Source organism: Nocardiopsis oceanisediminis (assembly GCF_048595525.1).
GTDB lineage: Bacteria > Actinomycetota > Actinomycetes > Streptosporangiales > Streptosporangiaceae > Nocardiopsis_A > Nocardiopsis_A oceanisediminis.
This window is the reverse complement of record NZ_JAFMZJ010000002.1, coordinates 19,001-38,359: the sequence shown is the minus strand read 5'-3', so window position 1 is coordinate 38,359 and position 19,359 is coordinate 19,001. Positions and strand designations below refer to the sequence as shown.

Here is a 19,359-nt window from a genome sequence, read left to right as displayed (position 1 = left end):
TAGTGGGGATGACGTGTCGGAACCGGTGCGCAGGCTGCGCCTGACCAAGCAGGCGGTAGAGGGCCAGAGCAGCCCCGCGCCTGTCAGCGCGGAGGAGCCGCGCGTGCAGCCCATCCGCCTCAGCCCCGGCCAGAGCCTGGTCGTCCAAGGCAGGCGGACCGAATACGACTTCATCGGCCGCAGCTACTACCAGGCCTCCCGCGAGCTCTCGGCGAAGCTTCCGCACCTGGGGCTGACCGCCACCGAATACGACGTCTTCCACCACCTCCTGGGCACCCAGGAGCGGGGCGGCATCATCCGGGCCACCCAGGAAAAGATCGCCAAAGAGTTCGGAATCGGCCGAAAGGAGGTCGGGGAGGCTCTCCGCCGGCTGGCCGGGTACGGTCTTATCTGGAGGCCGGGGCGCGGGATATACCGGATCAATCCGCGGGTGGCCTTCTACGGCCGCTCCTCGGAGCAGGCCGAAGCGATCCAGCAGATACCGCCGGAGGTGCCGGAACTGGACCTTCCAGAGCAGGGCACCAGGCCGCCGCGGCGCAGGAGGAAGCTCAAGGAGGCCGGGAAATGACCTATGTCCCCGAGGGCAACGCGATCTTCTACCAGTCGCAGGCGCTGGCCTGGGTGCTTCCGCTGTACAGGCTTACCACCACCGAGCACGACGTGTGGAACACGATGCTGGGCCGGATGGAGGACGGGGGCAGGGTGCCGCTGTCTCGTGCCGACATAGCCCTGCGGCTCAACACCGCCCCGACCAACATCTCCCCCGCACTGTCCCGGCTGCAGGAACTGGGGCTGCTGTGGAAGGTGTCTGCTGACCTGTGGCAGATAAACCCCAACGTGGCTTTCAAAGGCACTACCGAGGAGTGGCAGGAGGCGCTGGATTCGGTCCCCGCCGAGGTGCCCCCGGTGCCGATGCCCGACCATGACGTCCGGCCCCCGCGTCGGCGCAAGAAGCTCAGTGTGGCCTGAGCTGGAGGTCGGGGTGTTGCGTTTGCTAGCGCACAGCAATTATCAACTTTTGGTAACGCGCTGCGTTGCTGCAGGTGGCGAAGGGTGCTCCCCGCGTCCGCGGGGGTGAGTCCTGGAGCTGTGGCGCTCGGCGCTGGCCGCCGAGGTGCTCCCCGCGTCCGCGGGGGTGAGTCCATCGAGCCCGGCGCCCCGCTGGAGGGGCGGTGGTGCTCCCCGCGTCCGCGGGGGTGAGTCCAGTTCTTCACACAGCTCCTCGGCCGGATGTCAGTGCTCCCCGCGTCCGCGGGGGTGAGTCCAGCGTGTTGGACGGCATCCGCACCGTCAGCAGGTGCTCCCCGCGTCCGCGGGGGTGAGTCCCCCATCGGGGGCTCCTCCGGGCCCCCCGAGGGGTGCTCCCCGCGTCCGCGGGGGTGAGTCCCCGGCCGAGGAGATCGCAGCCGCTGTGCGGCTGGTGCTCCCCGCGTCCGCGGGGGTGAGTCGGACGCGACCAAGCTCGCTGCCATGGGGACCGGGTGCTCCCCGCGTCCGCGGGGGTGAGTCTGGAGTGATCCTGAAAGTCATTAAAGACCGTCCGTGCTCCCCGCGTCCGCGGGGGTGAGTCCCTGGTGCGCCGGGAGTGGCAGACGGCCACCGGGTGCTCCCCGCGTCCGCGGGGGTGAGTCCAGGCTCTGACCTGGGGAAACGCGTGCGCCGGCGTGCTCCCCGCGTCCGCGGGGGTGAGTCCACGCAGCCGGGCGTCCAGAGCGTGTCCGTGGAGTGCTCCCCGCGTCCGCGGGGGTGAGTCCGGAGTGTGCTGCATTCTCGCTCTTATTTCCCCACGTCATGGGATGGAGGCGTCCAGTCAGCCGAAGGCAGAGGCATCGCTCACCCATGCGGTGACCTGCCGAACGCCTGCATTGCAGCGGTGGCGGCGGGTGGTGTTGCCGCTTCGCCGGGACCGGCAACCACCGCCTCTACGAGGTCTACCGGCCGCTGGTGCTGGAGACCGCCGTGCGCTCGCTCAGGCAGTCGTCTTCACCGCCAAGGTCGGGCTGTGTGGCTCGGGCCGCATCGCCCGGTGCGTGACAGCGGCCTGCAGGCCTCCAAGGCCAAGACCCCCGCCTACCTGGAGGACGACCGCGCCGTCGTCTCCTTGCACAGCGATTGCTTCGCGCATCCCAATCAGCGGTCGGGCCGTCGCGGAGCGCCGGGGGGTCAATCCTCCAGAGCCTCACCTGCGGCAAGCCCGTGAAAGCCATACCCGGCGCTCCCGGGATCCCCCCGACCCTGCCAGACGGTCAGCAACGAACCCCCATGAAAGAAGGCAAGGAGCCCGTGACTGCCGAGGTCGCCGAGGAGTTCCACGATCTCGCGCGGCAGCCTGCAGCTCGCGCCGCCCCCCGGAAGGAGCCCGGGCGGCCTCCAGGGGCGGTCCGGGCCGAGGTCCCGCTGGGCCGGATACCGCCCCCGGTGATTGGCCGGAGTGGGCGCCGGTGTGCCCCCTGTTCGTCTTCAGCGGCCCGCAGGCAGGTTCTGCTTCGCTCGGGAAAGGCAGCCGGGGAGCTTGCCGACGGAGACGGCCGCCCCGGGCCTCGGCCGGAGCCGGCGGTGCCCTGAAAGGCGCATCCTCTCCGTTAGGGCATGAGCGTGAAGACGCCAGCCTCCCCACCGATCTCCAGGGGGTGTTCCCGCGCGCCGCGGGAGACACCCCCTAGCCTGGTTTCCAAATTGGAAACCCCCGATCGAAGGGCCCCGAAGCCCGATGGCCAACAGAGTCGACCCGGCCCTTTCCCGAGAGTTGCGGCGCCTGTCCAAAGCCTTGCGTGAACTCCACGAAACAGCAGGTCAGGAGAGGATGGAGCACTGGCCGGACGACGAGGACATCCTCGGCGTGCTCACTCAGGCCCGGCGCGACCGGACACAGCTGCCCGCCTCCTCCAACGGCCGCATCCGCAACGAACAGGTCCTGCTCCGCCTGCAGGCGATCCGCCTGCTCCGCAGGCTCCTCGAAGAAGAAGAACTCGCGCTCTTCCGCCAGGCCCGCCCCGAAGGAAACACCCAGGAGAAAGTGCCCCTCAAAGCGCTGGGAGAGGTCCTGGGCATCCAGAGCAAGGGCGGAGTGGCCAACTACTACCAGCGTCTGCGGGCCGCGGTGGAGGACCCCCGGCGCAGGCGCAGCCCCGACATCGGGCGCAGGATCGAGGCCGATCAGGCCGAGACCCGCCGGCGCCTGGACCTCGAGGCCGCCAAAGCTCGGGCCAGGCACCACCGGGTGCTGGAAGCCGCCCGGCGCCTGATCGCCGCCCGCCCCGACCTGGAGACCGATGAAGAGGCCGACGAATGGCTCGACGAACTGGAGCGGTTCGGTGCCGAGGATGTGCTCTCGGTGTCGCAGATGAGCTCCATGGCCTCCATCCTCAACCTGGCGGTGCAACAGCTCGCCGAGTGCGCCGAGCAGCGCGGAACGGCCCCGGCCAAGACCCCGGAAGGGAGGCGGGCCGTGGAGGAGGCGCTGCGCCTGCGCGTCGGGGAACCGCCGGGGTGAGCCCCGCGGATGCCTGGAGGCAGATCCACCTGGATTCGCCCCGGCGGGACCACGGGTCGAGGTCGTCCGGGGACGCCCCGAAGCGAACGGGACTCTTTCGCGGGGGCGGCCGTCCGGATCCCGACCCGTTCCTGCAGTCGGCGGGCGGTCTGCCGCGCCGCCCGCCTTCCACCTCCCGCAGCCCAAGGCGGTGGCCTGATCGGGGCCGGAGACGGCGGCCGGCCATGCCCCTCGGACCCGCAGGGGCCGTTCTCCGTGCTCTCAGGACGAGGGCCTCCCAGATCCGGTGTGCCCTCACGGATCCCGCCCTCACCGGGCCACCCGGCCGAGGTCTTCGGAGAAGAGCCGGTGCCTTCGCGATACCGCGGTGTGCACGGGTTGAGACAGCAAGAGAGCGGCGAGTCGGCCCAGCCTGCGTGTGCGCCGTATGGGAGCAAGCCCGATAGGCTCGATCCCGCCGAAGTGGATTCGAACGGGATCCGCCGAAGTCCGCGTGTGGAGGTCCGCTGCAGGAGAACCCCCTGCCCAAGCCGAGCGACCTGGTCGAGCGGGACCGCGAATGGGCCCTGCTCGCGGACTTCCTGGCCGACCCCGCCCCCCAAATGCGGCTGGGCGCCGTGTCCGGACGCCGGCGCTACGGCAAGTCCTACCTCCTGCAGGCCCTGTCCGAGCAGGTCGGCGGCCTTTATGTCACCGCGGTCCGAGAAGAGGGGCGCCTGCCGGCGATCCAGCGCCTCAGCGACGCGCTCGCCGCCCACACCGGCCTGAGCCCGGGAACCCTGCGCCTGGCCGACTGGCGCGACGTCCTGAGCAACGCCCTGTAAGTGACAGCCCGCTCCCCCCGCCCGCTCCTGGTGGTCGACGACCTGCCCTACCTGCTCCAGCACTCCCCCGAGATCCCGGGACTGCTCCAGCAGCTCTACGACGAGCGCCAGCGCGGGGCCCGGCCTGGCGCCGGGCCGGGCCCGCGGCTGATCCTGTGCGGTTCAGCGATGAGCGTCATGCACGAGCTGCTCTCAGGCACCAAGCCGCTGCGCGGCCGCGCCGTGGTCGACCTGCGCCTGGGGCCCTTCGACTACCGCGACAGCCGGGCCTTCTGGCGCATCGCCGACCCGTTGACCGCGTTGAAGGTGCATGCGGTCCTGGGCGGGGGCCCCGGCTACCGGCCGGTGGCCTCGCGCCCGCATCCTGATGAGGGCTTCGACTCCTGGCTCACCCGGACACTGCTCCATCCGGGCCGGGCGGTGTACTCGCGGACCGAGACCGAGTACCTGCTGTGCGAAGATCCCCGGATCACCCGCCATACGCTGTACTACGACATCCTCACCGCCATCGCCCAGGGCGCGACCACCCCCAGTAAGGTCGGTGCGGCGCTGGAGCGCCCGCGCAACGCCGTGGCCCACCCGCTGGACGTGCTGGAGTCGACCGGCTACATCCGGCGCGAGCAGGACATCCTGCGCTCCCGGCACCCCGTCATCCGCTTCAACCAGCTGATCACGCTGCCCCATGCCGCCGCGGTGGACCAGGGATTCGCCGATCAGATGTGGCGGCAGGCCGCCCCGACCTTCAACTCCAAGATCCTGGGCCCGCATTTTGAGGACCTGGCCCGCGACTTCACTCGCCGCTACGCCCACACCCTGATGCCCGGCGGGCTGCCCGGCCCGGTCGGCACCACCGAGGTGGCCGACCCCGCTGCCCGGACCAGGCACGAGGTCGACGTCATCGCCCTGGCCGCCGGCCAGCGCCCGCAGTCCCCCCGAGCGAGGATCGCGTTCCTGGGCGAGGCCAAGGCGACCGCCGCCCGCCGGGGGACCGGAGACCTGGAGCGCCTGGAGCACATCCGCTCCCTGCTCGCCGGCCAGGGCCACGACACCTCCGGCACGGTCCTCGCCCTGTACTCGCTGCACGGTTTCTATCCGGATCTGGTCGAGCTGGCCGACCGCCGCGGCGACGTCCTGTCTCATCGACCTGCCGACCCTCTACGGAGAATGACCTCGGGCACTGCAGGCCGACCCACCGGCGCCTACCGGACCCACTCCGTGCTCTTCAGGCCAGCCCAGCGACGGATTCATCCCCGCGGACGCGGGGAGCACGTGATGCGCGGCGGCTCGATTCGGCCACTCTCGGACTCGCGTCCGCGGACACGGGGAGCACCACGGCCTGGCCTACGGGTGGCAGGGTGTGGCCGTTGCGATCTGGGTGCCGCTCGTCGCCGAGCCGGCGTACCTCCTCGCGATGGCCGCGCTGCGCATCGCCCAGACCTCGGCCACCCCGACCGCCGGGCGGCGGACGATCTGCAGCCCGGCCGCCGTCCCGGTGGCCGCGGCCATGGCCCGTGTCCGGGGAGCGGACAGTGCAGCCAAGCGTGCGGCCGACGGCGGCCAGGAGGACGACCGCCCGGTGGCCGCCCCGGTCCGGCCGGTCATCTGCGGCCGCGCGGTGCCAGTCGAGGCGGTCGTGGTGAGTGTCCGGCGGCCCCGTCGAACGGTCGCCCCGGCTGGCGCTGTCCGCGTCCGGGTGCCCACGGCCTTCTCCGAGCAGCGCCCTGATCCGGCCCTGTCCGGTGAGGAGCTGGCCGCAGCGGTGTCCGCCCTGCCGGGCCTGTCCGCCCGTGACCGGCGGGTGGCCGCGGCCGTGGCCACCGGGGCCGTGGCCACCGGCGCCGGCGTGGCCGCGATGACCGGCTGCTCGGACCGGACCGGCCGCCGAGTGCTGCGGCAGGTGACCGCGGCCCTGACGCTGGCCGGCCTCCTCCCGGACGGCGCGGCCGCCGAGGCGGACGGCGGTCACCACGACCGCCGGAAGGTCATCCCCATGGCCGCGCAGGCCGGCGCGGTCACGCCGGTGACCGCCGGGGTGCAGGGGCCGGCCCTCGCGCGGCGGGGAACCGACCCGGCTGCTCCGCCGCGCGAGGGCCTCGGCGTTCCTACCGGGCCACCGCTTCGGCCCGGTCCAGCGCCAGGCCCCACGGGAACTCCGCCCCGGCGTCGGTCTTGGGCTCATGCGGGACGAACTCTCCCGGCCCCAGCAGGACCTCCGCGCCTTCGGAGCGCAGCGACTCCACGCTGGCTCGGAACGGGGCCCGGGCGGCGTAGGCGGAGTTCACGAACGGCAGCACCACCACCGGCACGCCGATGCCCAGCGACTCCCCGACCACGTCTATCGCGTAGTTGTCGGCGATCCCGGCCGCGAGCTTGTTGACGGTGTTGAACGACGCGGGTGCGACCACGATCGCGTCCGCCTTCGGGCTGCGCGGCTGCCCGGGTTCCCGGTGCCGGCTGCGCACCGGGCGGCCGGTCTGCTCCTCCAGGGCGGCCCCGTCGATGAAGGCGGTGGCCGCCGGGGTCGCGATGACCTGGACCGGCCACCCGCACTCCTGCGCCCGCCCCGCCGGCCACAGCGACGTGCACGAGTCCGTCGTGGGCGCCACCTGGAAAACCGCAGCGGAAGAGCACCCCGCCCGCCGCACCGCCCCGCCGATCCGGCCGGGTGGCGGACGGGGCGAGCAGGCGCGCGCATAGAGACCGACCGCGCGCCGGGACCGGAGGCCCCGGCGCCGACCACGGCCGGCACCCGCCGGAGGGGGACGAGGAGCCCGGCCACCCGCCCGCCCCGGGGCTGACTCCCCCGCCCGGGGCGGGCTCCACACCCTCTGGCAGAGAAAGGACACCGCATGCCCTGGTGGACCAAGGAAGGTCGCGTCCGGACTCCCGCCGACGAGAGGGCGGAAGCGAAAGAAGGCCTGAAGGAGGTCCGGCGCGAGCTGGAAAAGGCGAAGGCCGAGAAGGAGAAGAAGGAGACCGACGACAAGGACTGAAGCTGCCCGGCCCCGCGGTCAGGAGATGAGCGCGGCCATGTGGTCCCGGATGGCCGGCCCGAGGTCGGTGTAGTACCCGGCCCGCACCGCGGTCATCACCGACACGCACGCGTAGATCTGCACCAGGCGTCCGTGCTCGCCGGTGAGGACGTCGGTGTACTCCTGGCGGACCCTGGCGGCGGTGGGCGGGTGCGTGAGGGAGTAGACGAGCAGCGAGGCGGCGTCGAGGCCGCGGGGGGCGTAGCTGTAGCCCTCCCAGTCGACCACGGTCGGCGCGTCACCAGAGAGGAGGTTCGCCCAGTGGAAGTCCCCGTGCTGCGGCACCCACGGCACTCGTGCGGCGTCGGTGCCGGGCCCGAGCACGCGCCGCAGCCTCACGAGGAAGCGCCTCTTCGGGCGGGCGGGCCCGGCCCAGTCGGCGGCGGCGATGGCGTCGTGCGCCTGGCGGAGGCCGGACCACCACGACTCCGAGAGGTTCGGGTCGGTGGTGAGGTTCGGGGTGTCGGACACCGGGGCCTCGGTGACGCGCTCGAACACGTAGGCGCGGGCGGTGCCCTCCCGGTCGTAGTGCTCGTCCCACCGGGCCCAGTCGAAGGTGTCGAGCACGCGCGGCATCCGCACGGCGCCGGCCAGGGTCCGGGACGCCTCGCCGATCGCGTCCGGGCGCGGCCACAGCGGCGGCTCGGGGATCCCGGCGGCGCGCACCCACACGGGCCGGCCGTCGGCGGTGCGGGCGGGGCCGGACACGGTCACCTGGTCGAAGCCGTAGCGCTCCGGGCCGTCCGGCTCCAGGCCGAGGGCGTCGAGGGCGTGCTTCATGTCCTGCGGGGTCATCCTCACGCGCGCGGGCCTCCTCGTCTCGGCAGGGCCGCAGGCTACCAATCAACCCCCCTCACAGATGGAGGAGTCGTGAACGACGAGACCACCTACACCGGCCGCCACGAGGCCGATGACGATGACACCTTCACCGCGTGCCCGAACGAGGCGTGCTCGGCCTACTGCATGTGCGTGAGCTAGCCGCGCAAGGCGCGTCCCGCTCCCTGGCGGGACGCGCCGCCCGGGTTTCGGTTGCCATACAGGCCGGATCGGGCCATTCCGTGAAAACCGCCTAAACACCCTGAACCGGTTCGATAACTTCTTCATCGGGGCCGTCCCCGCGCCACAGCACGACAGTCCGGCGGCCCCGTCTCCACGCGCACACACCGCGCGCCTCCCTTGCGTGTTCCCGCTGCACCAGGGCTTCCCCCTGTCCCCCTCTTGATGAAGGAACACCGTGGACAAGACTGCAAAGGGCATCCTGTTCGGCTGCCTCGGCTGCGGCGGCCTGGCCGTGATCCTCCTGGTCGTGCTCGTCGGCTGCGGCGCCCTGCTCGCCTCCGACCCCGACGCCGGCGGCACCGGGTCCTCCGGGGCCTCCCAGGAGGAGAAGGCCCCGGAGAAGGGCGACGAGGAGGCCCCGGCGGAGGACGCCGCCGCGGAAGAGGAACCGGCGGAGGAGGGCCCCGTCGTCCTGGAGGCGACCGCCGCAGAGTTCGTGCCGAGCATCCTCGCCGACGGGGAGTACACCAGCGTGCAGGTGACCGTCACCAACAACGGCGACGAGCCCATCGACATCAACCCGCTGTCCTTCTCCATCACCGACGACGGCGGCACCAAGCACGACACCGCCGACGGGCTCGGGATGGATGAGAACCAGATCGACACGGTCACCCTGGCGCCGGGGGAGAACGCCACGGGCGCGATCACCGCGAAGGGCTCCTTCACCCCGAAGTCGGTCGCATTCGAGGAGAACATGTTCATGGGAGACCCGATCACGGCCGACGTGAAGTAGCCCCCGGGCACGACCAAGGCGCCCCGCCCCTCCACTAGGGAGGAGCGGGGCGCGCGTTCATGTCGGGGCCGGGACGTTGTCCGCGGTGACGTCGCGGCCGGTGATCCCGGCCGGCACGACGATCGTCGAGCCGCGGGCGTCGTTCGAGTAGATCTTGACGTTCGTGATGCTCGTGGTGATGTTCAGCCCGGCTGACCCGGTGCCGCGGATGCGGTTGCCGTGGGCGGTGACATGGTCGGCGGAGCTGGAGACCTGCACCCCGTACCCGGTGATGTCCACAAGGCGGTTGTCGGAGATCTCGACGTCGAGCCCGCCGAGGATGTGCATGTCGTTGCTGCCGGCGCCGCGGACGATGCTGCAGTGCGCGACGATGTCGTCCAGGACGCCGGCGGCGAGCTGGTGAGAGTCCACCGAAATCCCGGACCCGGTGGGGTTGGTGATGGCGGACTCACCCCCCCGCGGACGCGGGGAGCACAGGTCGGGCATGTACCCCGCCTGGCGCTCGGCCGACTCACCCCCGCGGACGCGGGGAGCACAAGGGGGGCGTGAGATGAGAGGCGTCGTGGAGGCGACTCACCCCCGCGGACGCGGGGAGCACGGGGGCGGGGGGAGAAGTCGAAGTCATCGATCGGACTCACCCCCGCGGACGCGGGGAGCACGTGCCGACGGTGGTGGACTGGGAGGGCTACTCGGACTCACCCCCGCGGACGCGGGGAGCACCCTCGGCCTCGCGGCTCACCGGACCGCCCTCGCCGACTCACCCCCGCGGACGCGGGGAGCACCGCCTCCAGCACCCGCAGCAGCAGGCCGGGGACCGACTCACCCCCGCGGACGCGGGGAGCACAAGAGCATCGCCGAGCCGCTGAAGATCGGGCTGGACTCACCCCCGCGGACGCGGGGAGCACACCATCTCGCCGAGCAGCGCTGCCTGCAGCGGGGACTCACCCCCGCGGACGCGGGGAGCACTGGAGCGAGCTCACCGAGGAAACCCGCGAGATCGGACTCACCCCCGCGGACGCGGGGAGCACGGCGTGGAGGCGTGGGGCCCCTACATCACCGAGGACTCACCCCCGCGGACGCGGGGAGCACCTCCAGTGAACAAGTCCGAAATCTCGATGCTGCGACTCACCCCCGCGGACGCGGGGAGCACCCCCGGGGAGACGGTCATCGGGATGCGCCGCTGAGACTCACCCCCGCGGACGCGGGGAGCACACCTCCTCGGCCACCTCGGCCCGCGCGACGTCGGACTCACCCCCGCGGACGCGGGGAGCACAGGGGCGCTTTCACTTCAGGCTCACTTCAGGTGGACTCACCCCCGCGGACGCGGGGAGCACATGCAGCCTAGGGCCGTGGTGCGGACCGAGCTGGACTCACCCCCGCGGACGCGGGGAGCACCGTGCTCGGTCATGGTGCTCTCCATTCCTGCCAGACTCACCCCCGCGGACGCGGGGAGCACACGGCCCCGCAGCGGCCGCGGACTCCTTTCCCGGACTCACCCCCGCGGACGCGGGGAGCACCCCCTGGCCTGCATCAATAGAGAGCAGGGCAGAGACTCACCCCCGCGGACGCGGGGAGCACCAGACCATCCGGGCCGGTCTCGCCGCGGCGGCCGACTCACCCCCGCGGACGCGGGGAGCACGCCGCTGTGGTCGCGATCCTGGGCCTCAACGGGGACTCACCCCCGCGGACGCGGGGAGCACTCGGTGAGTACGACGAACCACAGCTCCCGCGAGGACTCACCCCCGCGGACGCGGGGAGCACCCCTACTGGTCCCGCCCGCTGCGCAACCCCTCTGACTCACCCCCGCGGACGCGGGGAGCACGGCGGCCTGGCCGGGGTCGAGGACGCCGCGGGCGGACTCACCCCCGCGGACGCGGGGAGCACGGTGCGCCGGCAGGCACGCGCAGTATCACGCACAGACTCACCCCCGCGGACGCGGGGAGCACCCTTCGCGAACTGCAACAACGCGGGGCGTTATTGAAAGTTTATAATCGTCTGCCGGGTGCATTACCCCATGATCGATTCCCGGGAAGGCGATTCCCGAAAACTGGCCTGCAGCGGCCATAACACCCCAAAACACCCCAGGAACCTCGGTCACATCCCCAGACTAGAGCCCATGACCCACCGCCGGCTTTCCCGTCTCCCCCGCCCCACCGCTCCGACAGGGCCACCGAAGGCAGAACTGCGCCCTCGCAGCCTCGGGGCGGTCTATGGAAAGTCCGCGGAGATCCTGCCCGGCGGCTCCTATCCACTGCCCGCGCACCTAATCGACACCGCATCGCTGATCATCGCCCTGGACCGGCTGGAATCCCCGCTCCTGCCCCGGCAGGCGCTGCGAGGCCTGGGCGAGGACGGCGTCCTGTGCCTGGCCCTTCTCGCCGCCCTGCACGACATCGGCAAGGCGACCACCGGATTCGCCGCCCGGTACCTGCCCTCCTGGGAGTGCATGTGGGCCGGCGCGCTGCCAGAGCGGGGCGGCGAGCGAGGCCACACCGCCCCCGGGCAGGCCAGCGCCCTGCTCGAGGAGTGGCCGCTGCGGCTCGCATCCGCCGAGGACGGCCCCGGCGACGCCGAGGCCGCCGAGATCCGGCAGTTCATCGGCCTGGTCATCGGCGCCCACCACGGCAAGATCACCTCCGCGATGAGCCGCGGCGCGGCCCGGGAGGCCCTGGCCAAGGCACTCGACCACACCGCCGACTGGGCCGGGGTCCGCCACGACCTCGCCCTGCTGGTCTGGTCGGCCCTGGGCCGGCCCCGCCTGGCCCCCGGCGGGGCCGGCAACGTGCCCGCGGCCGTGGCCGCCTGCGCCCTGGTGCCCTTCGCCGACTGGATCGCCTCCCAGGCCCCCTACATCGAAGGGCGCCGGCGCCGCCACCTCCCCGAGGAGTGGACCCCTCAGACCGCGGCGGCGTTCCTGGCCTCAGGGGTCGAGGACGCCCGGGCCGAGCTGCGCCGCATGGGCCTGGTCCCGCTGAAGACGGCCGACCTCCCCTTCGAGGAGCGCTACGCCTTCGCCCCGCGGGGCGTGCAGTCCTCGGTCTGCTCCGATCTCGAAGAGCACGTCAGCGGCCCCGGCCTCCTCATCGCCGCCGACCGCACCGGCGGCGGCAAGACCGAGGTCGCCCAAGAGGCCCTGCAGATCTTCCGGCGCCGCATGGGCGCCGACCTGGGCGTGGGGGTGTTCCTGCCCACCATGGCCACCACCGACGCCCAGTTCGCCCGCTGGGTGAAGGACCTGTGGCCCATCCTGGGCGGGCAGGCGGCGGTGGAGCTCCTCCACTCCATGGCCCCCTACTCCGAGGACGCCGCGCGGCTGCTGGAGGAGCTCAAGGCCACCGACGAGGCCCGCCTGCGGGCCGCGGCCCCGGGGCGCCTGGCCGTGGAACGGCACGGCGAGGAGGCCGGGCGCGGGCTGAGGCTCTCCGAGGCCGGCACCCACAAGCTGCTCCGGCTGCAGGCCCCGGTGGTCGTGGCCACCGTCGACCAGCTGCTCGCTGCCGCCCTGCCCGCGCGCTTCCAGCCCTTCCGCATGGCCGGCGGGTGGGGCAGGGTCGTCGTCATCGACGAGTGCCACGCCTACGACGTGTACATGCGGGTGCTGCTGCGCACGGTCCTGGCCTGGCTGGGGGCCTTCGGCGTTCCGGTGGTGCTGCTGTCGGCGACCCTGCCGGCCAAGGTCGCCCGGGACTACCTGCAGGCCTACCGCAAGGGCGCCGCGGTGTGGGGCGGGCGGGCCGAGCCCCCCGCCCGGGACGACGACCTGCCGGCGCTGCCCTACCCCGGGTGGGTCCACTACGACTCCGCCTCCGATGCCACCGCGGCCAGCCCCCGGGTGCACTCCGAACCGGCGCCGCTCGCACTGGCCTCCCACGCCTTCACCTCCGGGGGCGGCAGGCTCGACCCGGTGGCCCGCGCCCGCGGCCTGGCCCGGGCCTGCATGCCGCTGCTGGAGCCCCTGCTGCGCCCCGGCGGCCAGGGGTGCGCCCTGGTCATCGTCAACACCGTGACCTCGGCCCAGGTCCTGACCGCCCTGCTGCGCGCCGAGGCGCCGGCCGGCTGCGAGGTGCACCTGCTGCACGCCCGCATGCAGGGAAAGCAGCGCGCCGAGCGCACCGCCCGGCTGGAGGCGCTCTTCGGCAAGCGCGGCGAGGACGACCCCGCCGATCGGCCGCAGCGCCCCGAAAGGGCGATCGTCGTGGCGACCCAGGTGGCCGAGCAGTCCCTGGACTGGGACTTCGACACCGCCGTCAGCGAACTCGCCCCGCTCTCGCTCATCCTGCAGCGCGCCGGGCGCGCCCACCGCCACCGGGCCCCCGAACAGGTGCCGGCCCCGTGGCGGGAGTGGGCCGTGCACGTGCTGGCCGACGTGGAACCGGAGACCGGCGAACCGGCCGAGGCGCCGCCCTATGCCCACGCCGCCCTGCTGCAGACCTGGCGCACCCTGCTGGAGGGCGCGGCCCTCCAGGAGGAGGGCCGGCGGTGGCGGCGCACCGTCGAGGTCCCCCACGGTGTCCAGGAGCTCGTCGAGGCCGCCGAGCCCGGCCTGCATCTTCTGGGGTGTGAGGGCGATGAGGCCTTCGAGGAGGCCCTGATGTCGTGGTGGGCCGAGGAGGGGGTGGCCGCCGGGCGCGGCGACCAGGCGGCCGTCCCCTCCCCGGGCCCGAACCTGGGCCGCGCCGACCTGCACCGCCTCACCGAGGCCGACCTCGACGTGGAGGAGGTGCTGTCGACCCGGCTGGGCGCCGACTCGGTGCGGCTGCTGCCGGTCTGGGAGCGGGAGGGCCGGCTCTACCTCGACCCGGGGGCATCGGTCCCGCTGCCCGCGGCGCCCGGCGAGGACCGGGCCCCCTCGGCGGAGGCGGTGCGCACCGTCATCGGGCACGCGATCCCGGTGCGCCGCGCCCCGGCCTGGCAGGAGGCGGTGGCCGGCACCGCACCCGGCTGGTTCACCGACCACCCGCTACTCTCCGAAGTCATTGTCGTACCCTTCGGGGACACTGTCGAGGCGTCGGTCATCCCCGGCGCGGACGCCGCCCCCGGCCACCTCCCCCGGGCGCGCGCCCCGCGCCGCACGGTGGCCTTCAGCACCGACTACGGCCTGTTCACCGCGCCCGAGCGCGCCCCGGGCCGCTGAGGAGACGAGACACATGGACCCGTTCGACCTGCGCGAGCGCCCCTGGATCGGGGTGCGCACCCGCGCCGGGCAGCAGGTGGAGACAGGCCTGGCCTGGCTCCTGGAAAACGCGCACGACATCGCCGACATCGAGGCGCCCAACCCGCCGGCCCACGCCGGGCTGCGCCATATCCTGACCGCCCTGGCCTACCGCGTCACCGGCCTGGACCGCCAGGACGGCGCGGCGGAGTGGCGCCGCCGCCGCGACCTGTGGCTGGCCCACGGCACCTTCGCCTCCCGCCCCGAGGGACTCGGCGGGCAGGCCCCGGACGGCCCGGTGCGCACCTATTTCGCCGCCCTGCCCGAGGGCGCCCTCGACCTGTTCGGCCCCCGCCCCTTCCTCCAGGACCCCCGCCTCACCGAGCAGTCGGTGACCTGCGGCATCAACAAACTGGTCCTGGGCCGGCCGACCGGCGTCAACAGCGCCACCTGGTGGACCCGCCACCACAAGGACAACCAGGGCGCCATCAGCGCCGGAGAGGCCGCCTGGTGGCTCATCGCCCAGTGGTACTACGGCGCCGCCGGCCAGATCACCCCCCGCGAAGTCCGCGGCTCCAAGACCTCCAGCGCCAAGGCCGGGATGCTGCGCAACACCATCACCTACTACCCCCGCGGCGAGAACCTGTTCGACTCGCTGCTGCTGTCGCTGGTGCCCCCCGGCCCGGCCGTACCCGACCCCGCGGCCCGGCCCGGCCCCGACCTGTGCCCCTGGGAGCTGGAGGAGCTGCCCGACCCCGATGCCCCGCCCAGCCCGCCGGGCGGGATGTGCGCCCTGCTGACCGGCGTGCACACCCACGCCTTCCTGCTGGTCCGCGACGGCCAGGACGGGGTCTGCGACGTCTACCGGACCTGGGCCTACCGCAAACCCTGGCCCGACCTGAAGACCGAGAACCCCTTCATCAGCTACGAGCGCACCAAGGGCACCCGGCGCACCGCCGACCCCTCCCGCGCCCTCTGGCGCGACCTGGACTCCCTACTGCCCGAGACCGCCGACGGCGCGACCGGGCGCACCGTGGGGGCCGGCCGCTACCGCCCCCCGCGGTTCCTGGAGGAACGCCTCAACACCGGCGCCTGCGGCCGTCCCGCCGGGCTCATCGCCGTCGGCTTCCAGCAGGACCCCATGACCACCGACCACGCCTGGTGGTCCTCGGCCGCGCCCCCGGAGTTCGCCCGCCTGCTCACAGACGGCTCCGAAGAGACCCTGGCCGCAGCTGCGGCCGCCCGCCGCCTGCTGGCCCTCATCGACACCGAGTGCACCACGGTCAAGGCGCGGCTGCGCGCCGCCTGGCGCGACGGCACCCGCAGCAACCCCAAGGAGAAGACCAACCGCGTCTGGCCCTCGCGCGGGGCCCGCCTGTTCTGGGAGCGCGCCGAGGACCTCTTCTACGACCGCCTGGCCGCCGAGGGCGCCGATTTCGAGAGCGAGGCCCTGCGGCGCGGATCCCGCCGGGCCGCACGCGAGCTGTGCCTGCAGGTCTATGACGAGGTCACCCGCACCGCCACCGCCGGCGGATCGGTGCGCCCGCCCTCGCGCCAGGACTACCTGATGCGCCGCTCGGTGCACAACAACCGCCCCCACCCCCTGCCCGCGGACTCCCCGGAGAACGACGATGCCCACTGAACCCGAAACCCCCCGGCGCTGGGACATGGCGCGGGCCTTCATAGGCCACCTGCGCCCGCTCCTGGACTACGGCGGCGTGCGCTCGGAGCTGCGCACCGCCCTGCGCAAAGACGGCTCCCGCTCCTACCAGGCGCGCCGCCACCTGCTGGCCTGGCTGGACGACAAGGGCGCCCGCTACGGCGAGCTGGCCGAGGGCGAGCGGACGCAGCAGGCGCTGCTGCTGGCCGCCGGCCTCATGGCGGCCTTCCACAAGGCCCCCACCCTGGAGGAGCGCTGGAAGGCCTACGACCGCCGCAGCCCCGGCGGCACCGACTCTGAAGAGCAGGGGCGGGAGAGGCGGCACCCCCGCCTGGACCTGGGGCTGGCGCTGGCCGAGGCCGACCGCGGGGACCCCAAGCACAAGGCCCTGCCCGGAACCGCGAAGCCGGACAAGATGAGCCCGCGGGAAAAGCGCCTGGTCCAGCTCTGCCGCACCGACGCCGACCGGCTGCCCCGCCACCTGTTCTCCACCCTGTCCTTCCTCGACGGCGGCCACCACCGGCTGCCGGCCTGGGGGCAGATGGCCGCAGACATCGAATGGCACACCCGCGACGCCGACGCGGTCGCGCACAAATGGCAGACCTCCTACCTGACGACCCCGGTGTGGCACCGGCGCCCCTGACCGCGCCCCGCCGCCCCGCGTCCCTCCTCCCACTCCCAGCAGAAAGCAGAGCCTCCGACCATGAAGCCTGAAGCGCGCTTCGCCGACGTCCACATCCTGCAGGCCGTCCCCTTCGCCAACCTCAACCGCGACGACATGGGCGCCCCCAAGGAGGTCTCCTACGGCGGCGCCGCCCGCATGCGCGTCTCCAGCCAGTGCTACAAGCGCGCCACCCGCACCGAGCTGCAGAACATCACCCAGGGCGGGCAGTGGGACTTCGGCACCCGCTCCCGCGCCCACGGCGAGACCATCGCCCGCGCCCTGCAGGAGCGCGGCTGGCCGCACATGGCCGCCCAAATCGCCGCGCGCGACCTGTTCAGCATGCTCGATGACGACGAAGAGACCGGCAAGGACGACGAGGACACCGGCGCCGACAAGCCCGCCAAGGCCAAGCCCGCCGCGGACAAGAGCCCCGAAGAGGAGGAGGCCTCCCAGCTCCTCACCAACGTCCTGCTCTACCTCAACGACGGCGACCTCCCCCGGCTCATCGAACTGGCCGAGGCCCACCGCCCCGACTACGAGCGCGCGGCAGAAGGCCTGTCCGAAGGCGACCCGCTGCCCACCGTCCACAAGAAGAAGGACAAGAAGTGGCACAAGGAGCTGCTCGGCATCCTCAAGCAGTGCACCGGCGCCGGACTCGCCCTGTTCGGGCGCATGATCGCCGCCCTGCCCGAAGGGCGCATCGACGGCGCCTCCCAGGTCGCCCACGCCTTCACCACCCACGAGGCCAAGTTCGAGGTCGACTACTTCACCGCCGTGGACGACCTGCTCACCGGCAAGGAGAGCAGCGGAAGCGGCCACCTGGGCACCGCCGAGTACGGCAGCGGCGTGTTCTACCGCTACGCCACTCTGGACCTGCGCGAACTGCGTGAGCACCTGGGCGGTGAAGAGGCCGCCGACCAGGCCGGCGAACTGGCCGGGCTGTTCATCCGCGCCTTCTCCCTGGCCGTGCCTAGCGGCAAGAAGACATCCACCGCCCCCCACACCCCGCCCGCCCTGGTCTACGTCTCCCTGCGCTCGGACCGGCCGGTCAGCCTCGCCGCGGCCTTCGAGACCCCGGCCCGCGCCACCACCGAGGGCCACCTGCCCGCCAGCCTGCACGCCCTGGCCCGCCACCTGGACGGAGTCGAATCCTTCTTCGGCACCGAGGGCCGGCTGTGGCACGGCCACGCCGCCACCGTGGACACCTCCGACCTCACCGGGCAGGCCCAGGGCGAACAGCGGGCGCTCCTGGGAGAGCGGATGACGATGGGCGAGCTCACCCGGTCCGCCGCCTCCCGCGCCTCCTCCGGAGAGCAGCAGTGAAGACCCTGGTGATGCTGCTGGCGGGCCCCCTGCAGTCGTGGGGGGTCCGCTCGACCTTCAACAAACGCGACACCTACCCCTACCCCACCCGCTCCGGGGTCCTCGGGATGCTCGCCTCGGCAAGCGGCATCGGCCGCTCCCAGCCCCTCCCCCCGCACTGGGAGCAGGCCGGGCTCCTGGTGCGCCGCGACCGGCGCGGCCACGTCCTGACCGACTTCCACACCGTCGGCGCCGAACGCCCCCCGGGCCGGCGGATGATCACCGCCGACCACAAACCCCGGACCACACCGGTGATCACCGAACGCGACTACCTTACCGACGCCGCCTTCACCGCCTACCTCACCGCCCCCGGGGAGGTAATCGAGGACCTCGCCCAGGCACTGCGCACCCCCAGATGGGCGCCCTACCTCGGGCGGCGCGGCTGCCCGCCGGCCCTGCCCGTCCTGCTGGGCACCAGCGACCGGCCCCCGCAGCGGCTGGCCGAGCACCTGCCGCTCTACCGCGAACCCCTCTGCGACGGAAACCGCCTGCAGATCGCCCTCCTCCAAGAGGCCACCGAAGGACAGGACGCCGACACCCACATCAGCGACGTCCCCCAGGAGCGCACCCCCGACCGCCGCGCCTTCAAGGCCCGCGGCGCCCTCGAACTCTTCAACGAGCACTCCGCAGACGACTGCGCCGGCACCGGCATCCGCGGATTCCGCGGACTCGCCGAAGCCCTGAAGGAGACGCGATGAAGCCCCCCGAACAGCTCTGGCTCACCCGCGCCGTCCTCACCGGCGCCCAGGCCGCCGCGCTCACCCGCAACGCCTCCCACATGCACCGCAAGGTCATGGCCATGTTCCCCGACGGCCTGGGCGACCAGGCCCGCCGCACCGCCGGAGCCCTCTACCGCCTCGAACCCTCAGGCCCCCGCATCCAGCTCCTGGTGCAATCGGGCATCGCCCCCGACCTCACCGGATTCGACCAGGCCCGCACCGTCTCACTACTGCCCCTGCTCGAGAACCTGACCCGCGGCCGCACCGTCCACTACCGCATCGCCGCCAACCCGGTCAAAGCCGTACCCGACCCCGCCGACCCCAAGAAGAGGGGCACCCGCAAGGCCCTCTACGGCGCCGAGGCCGAGAAGTGGTGGCGCCGCAAGGCCGAACAGGCCGGCCTCGCCCCCGACCTGGTCTCCTCCCAGCGTCACGACCTGGCCTCCGATCCCCCGCTCACCCGGCACAAGCGGGCACGGCACCAGGACCCCGGGGAAGAGGGCAAGGCCAAGCGGCTGTTCAACTCCGGTGTCCGCTTCGACGGCACCGCCGAGATCACCGATCCCGACCTGCTCCTTCCCGCCCTGCTGGAGGGCATCGGCCGCGGCCGCTCCTACGGCCTGGGGATGCTCTCCCTGGCCCCCGCAGGGAGGCGGTGACC

The 19,359-nt window shown here is 72.9% G+C and carries 16 protein-coding genes and 2 CRISPR repeat arrays; of the genes, 13 read left to right on the top strand and 3 right to left on the bottom strand.

Annotated elements, in window-relative coordinates; translation table 11 throughout:
- Window positions 1–103 precede the first annotated feature (103 nt).
- The 5 genes from J0910_RS30090 (at window position 104) to J0910_RS30070 (ending at window position 6,042) form a co-directional block, all read left to right on the top strand.
- Window positions 104–568 (top strand): replication/maintenance protein RepL, encoded by a 465-nt coding sequence (locus J0910_RS30090; RefSeq protein WP_420162154.1) that lies wholly within the window; start codon window positions 104–106, stop codon window positions 566–568.
- On the top strand, window positions 565–969 hold the full coding sequence (locus J0910_RS30085; RefSeq protein ID WP_420162153.1) for a helix-turn-helix domain-containing protein: 405 nt from the start codon (window positions 565–567) through the stop codon (window positions 967–969). The genes J0910_RS30090 and J0910_RS30085 overlap by 4 nt, the downstream gene beginning before the upstream one ends.
- A gap of 84 nt (window positions 970–1,053) precedes the next feature.
- Window positions 1,054–1,753: a CRISPR direct-repeat array (repeat unit 28 nt; unit sequence GTGCTCCCCGCGTCCGCGGGGGTGAGTC).
- 1,050 nt (window positions 1,754–2,803) lie between these two features.
- On the top strand, window positions 2,804–3,493 hold the full coding sequence (locus tag J0910_RS30080) for a hypothetical protein (RefSeq protein WP_420162152.1): 690 nt from the start codon (window positions 2,804–2,806) through the stop codon (window positions 3,491–3,493).
- 617 nt (window positions 3,494–4,110) lie between these two features.
- Window positions 4,111–4,317, top strand: coding sequence for a hypothetical protein (locus J0910_RS30075; protein ID WP_420162151.1), 207 nt, complete (start codon window positions 4,111–4,113; stop codon window positions 4,315–4,317).
- 30 nt (window positions 4,318–4,347) lie between these two features.
- Window positions 4,348–6,042 carry an AAA family ATPase gene (locus J0910_RS30070; protein ID WP_420162150.1) on the top strand — a complete coding sequence of 565 codons (1,695 nt, stop codon included), beginning with the start codon at window positions 4,348–4,350 and terminating at the stop codon, window positions 6,040–6,042.
- Between the two features lie 377 nt (window positions 6,043–6,419).
- Here the strand turns inward: J0910_RS30070 and J0910_RS30065 are convergent, their stop codons facing one another.
- Entirely contained in the window at window positions 6,420–6,923 is a 504-nt protein-coding gene (locus tag J0910_RS30065; protein ID WP_420162149.1) for a flavoprotein, read from the bottom strand.
- 243 nt (window positions 6,924–7,166) lie between these two features.
- Between J0910_RS30065 and J0910_RS30060 the strand changes: the two genes are divergently transcribed.
- Window positions 7,167–7,310 carry a hypothetical protein gene (locus tag J0910_RS30060; protein ID WP_420162148.1) on the top strand — a complete coding sequence of 48 codons (144 nt, stop codon included), beginning with the start codon at window positions 7,167–7,169 and terminating at the stop codon, window positions 7,308–7,310.
- Window positions 7,311–7,328: 18 nt separating this feature from the next.
- On the opposite strand, the gene J0910_RS30055 is transcribed toward J0910_RS30060, so the two are convergent.
- On the bottom strand, window positions 7,329–8,144 hold the full coding sequence (locus J0910_RS30055; RefSeq protein ID WP_420162367.1) for a phosphotransferase: 816 nt from the start codon (window positions 8,142–8,144) through the stop codon (window positions 7,329–7,331).
- A 439-nt stretch (window positions 8,145–8,583) separates the two neighbouring features.
- Between J0910_RS30055 and J0910_RS30050 the strand changes: the two genes are divergently transcribed.
- Window positions 8,584–9,141, top strand: a complete 558-nt coding sequence (locus J0910_RS30050) for a DUF4352 domain-containing protein (protein WP_420162147.1) — start codon at window positions 8,584–8,586, stop codon at window positions 9,139–9,141.
- 57 nt (window positions 9,142–9,198) lie between these two features.
- On the opposite strand, the gene J0910_RS30045 is transcribed toward J0910_RS30050, so the two are convergent.
- Window positions 9,199–9,552: a right-handed parallel beta-helix repeat-containing protein gene (locus J0910_RS30045; RefSeq protein WP_420162146.1), complete on the bottom strand. Its 354-nt coding sequence runs from the start codon at window positions 9,550–9,552 to the stop codon at window positions 9,199–9,201.
- A gap of 36 nt (window positions 9,553–9,588) precedes the next feature.
- A CRISPR array of direct repeats spans window positions 9,589–11,087; the repeat unit is 28 nt; unit sequence GACTCACCCCCGCGGACGCGGGGAGCAC.
- A 170-nt stretch (window positions 11,088–11,257) separates the two neighbouring features.
- Between J0910_RS30045 and J0910_RS30040 the strand changes: the two genes are divergently transcribed.
- Genes J0910_RS30040 through cas6e form a run of 6 tightly spaced genes read left to right on the top strand, consistent with a single transcriptional unit; the run spans window position 11,258 to window position 19,357 of the window.
- Window positions 11,258–14,275 (top strand): HD domain-containing protein, encoded by a 3,018-nt coding sequence (locus J0910_RS30040; protein ID WP_420162145.1) that lies wholly within the window; start codon window positions 11,258–11,260, stop codon window positions 14,273–14,275.
- 13 nt (window positions 14,276–14,288) lie between these two features.
- Window positions 14,289–15,935 (top strand): type I-E CRISPR-associated protein Cse1/CasA, encoded by a 1,647-nt coding sequence (gene casA, locus J0910_RS30035; RefSeq protein WP_420162144.1) that lies wholly within the window; start codon window positions 14,289–14,291, stop codon window positions 15,933–15,935.
- The gene (locus tag J0910_RS30030) at window positions 15,925–16,596 is read left to right on the top strand and encodes a type I-E CRISPR-associated protein Cse2/CasB (protein WP_420162143.1); all 672 of its coding nucleotides are present in this window, start codon (window positions 15,925–15,927) and stop codon (window positions 16,594–16,596) included. Before casA ends, J0910_RS30030 begins: the two co-directional genes overlap by 11 nt.
- 60 nt (window positions 16,597–16,656) lie before the next feature.
- Window positions 16,657–17,940, top strand: coding sequence for a type I-E CRISPR-associated protein Cas7/Cse4/CasC (gene cas7e, locus J0910_RS30025; protein ID WP_420162142.1), 1,284 nt, complete (start codon window positions 16,657–16,659; stop codon window positions 17,938–17,940).
- Window positions 17,937–18,677: a type I-E CRISPR-associated protein Cas5/CasD gene (gene cas5e, locus J0910_RS30020; protein ID WP_420162141.1), complete on the top strand. Its 741-nt coding sequence runs from the start codon at window positions 17,937–17,939 to the stop codon at window positions 18,675–18,677. The genes cas7e and cas5e overlap by 4 nt, the downstream gene beginning before the upstream one ends.
- The gene (gene cas6e / locus J0910_RS30015) at window positions 18,674–19,357 is read left to right on the top strand and encodes a type I-E CRISPR-associated protein Cas6/Cse3/CasE (RefSeq protein WP_420162140.1); all 684 of its coding nucleotides are present in this window, start codon (window positions 18,674–18,676) and stop codon (window positions 19,355–19,357) included. Before cas5e ends, cas6e begins: the two co-directional genes overlap by 4 nt.
- Window positions 19,358–19,359 lie beyond the last annotated feature (2 nt).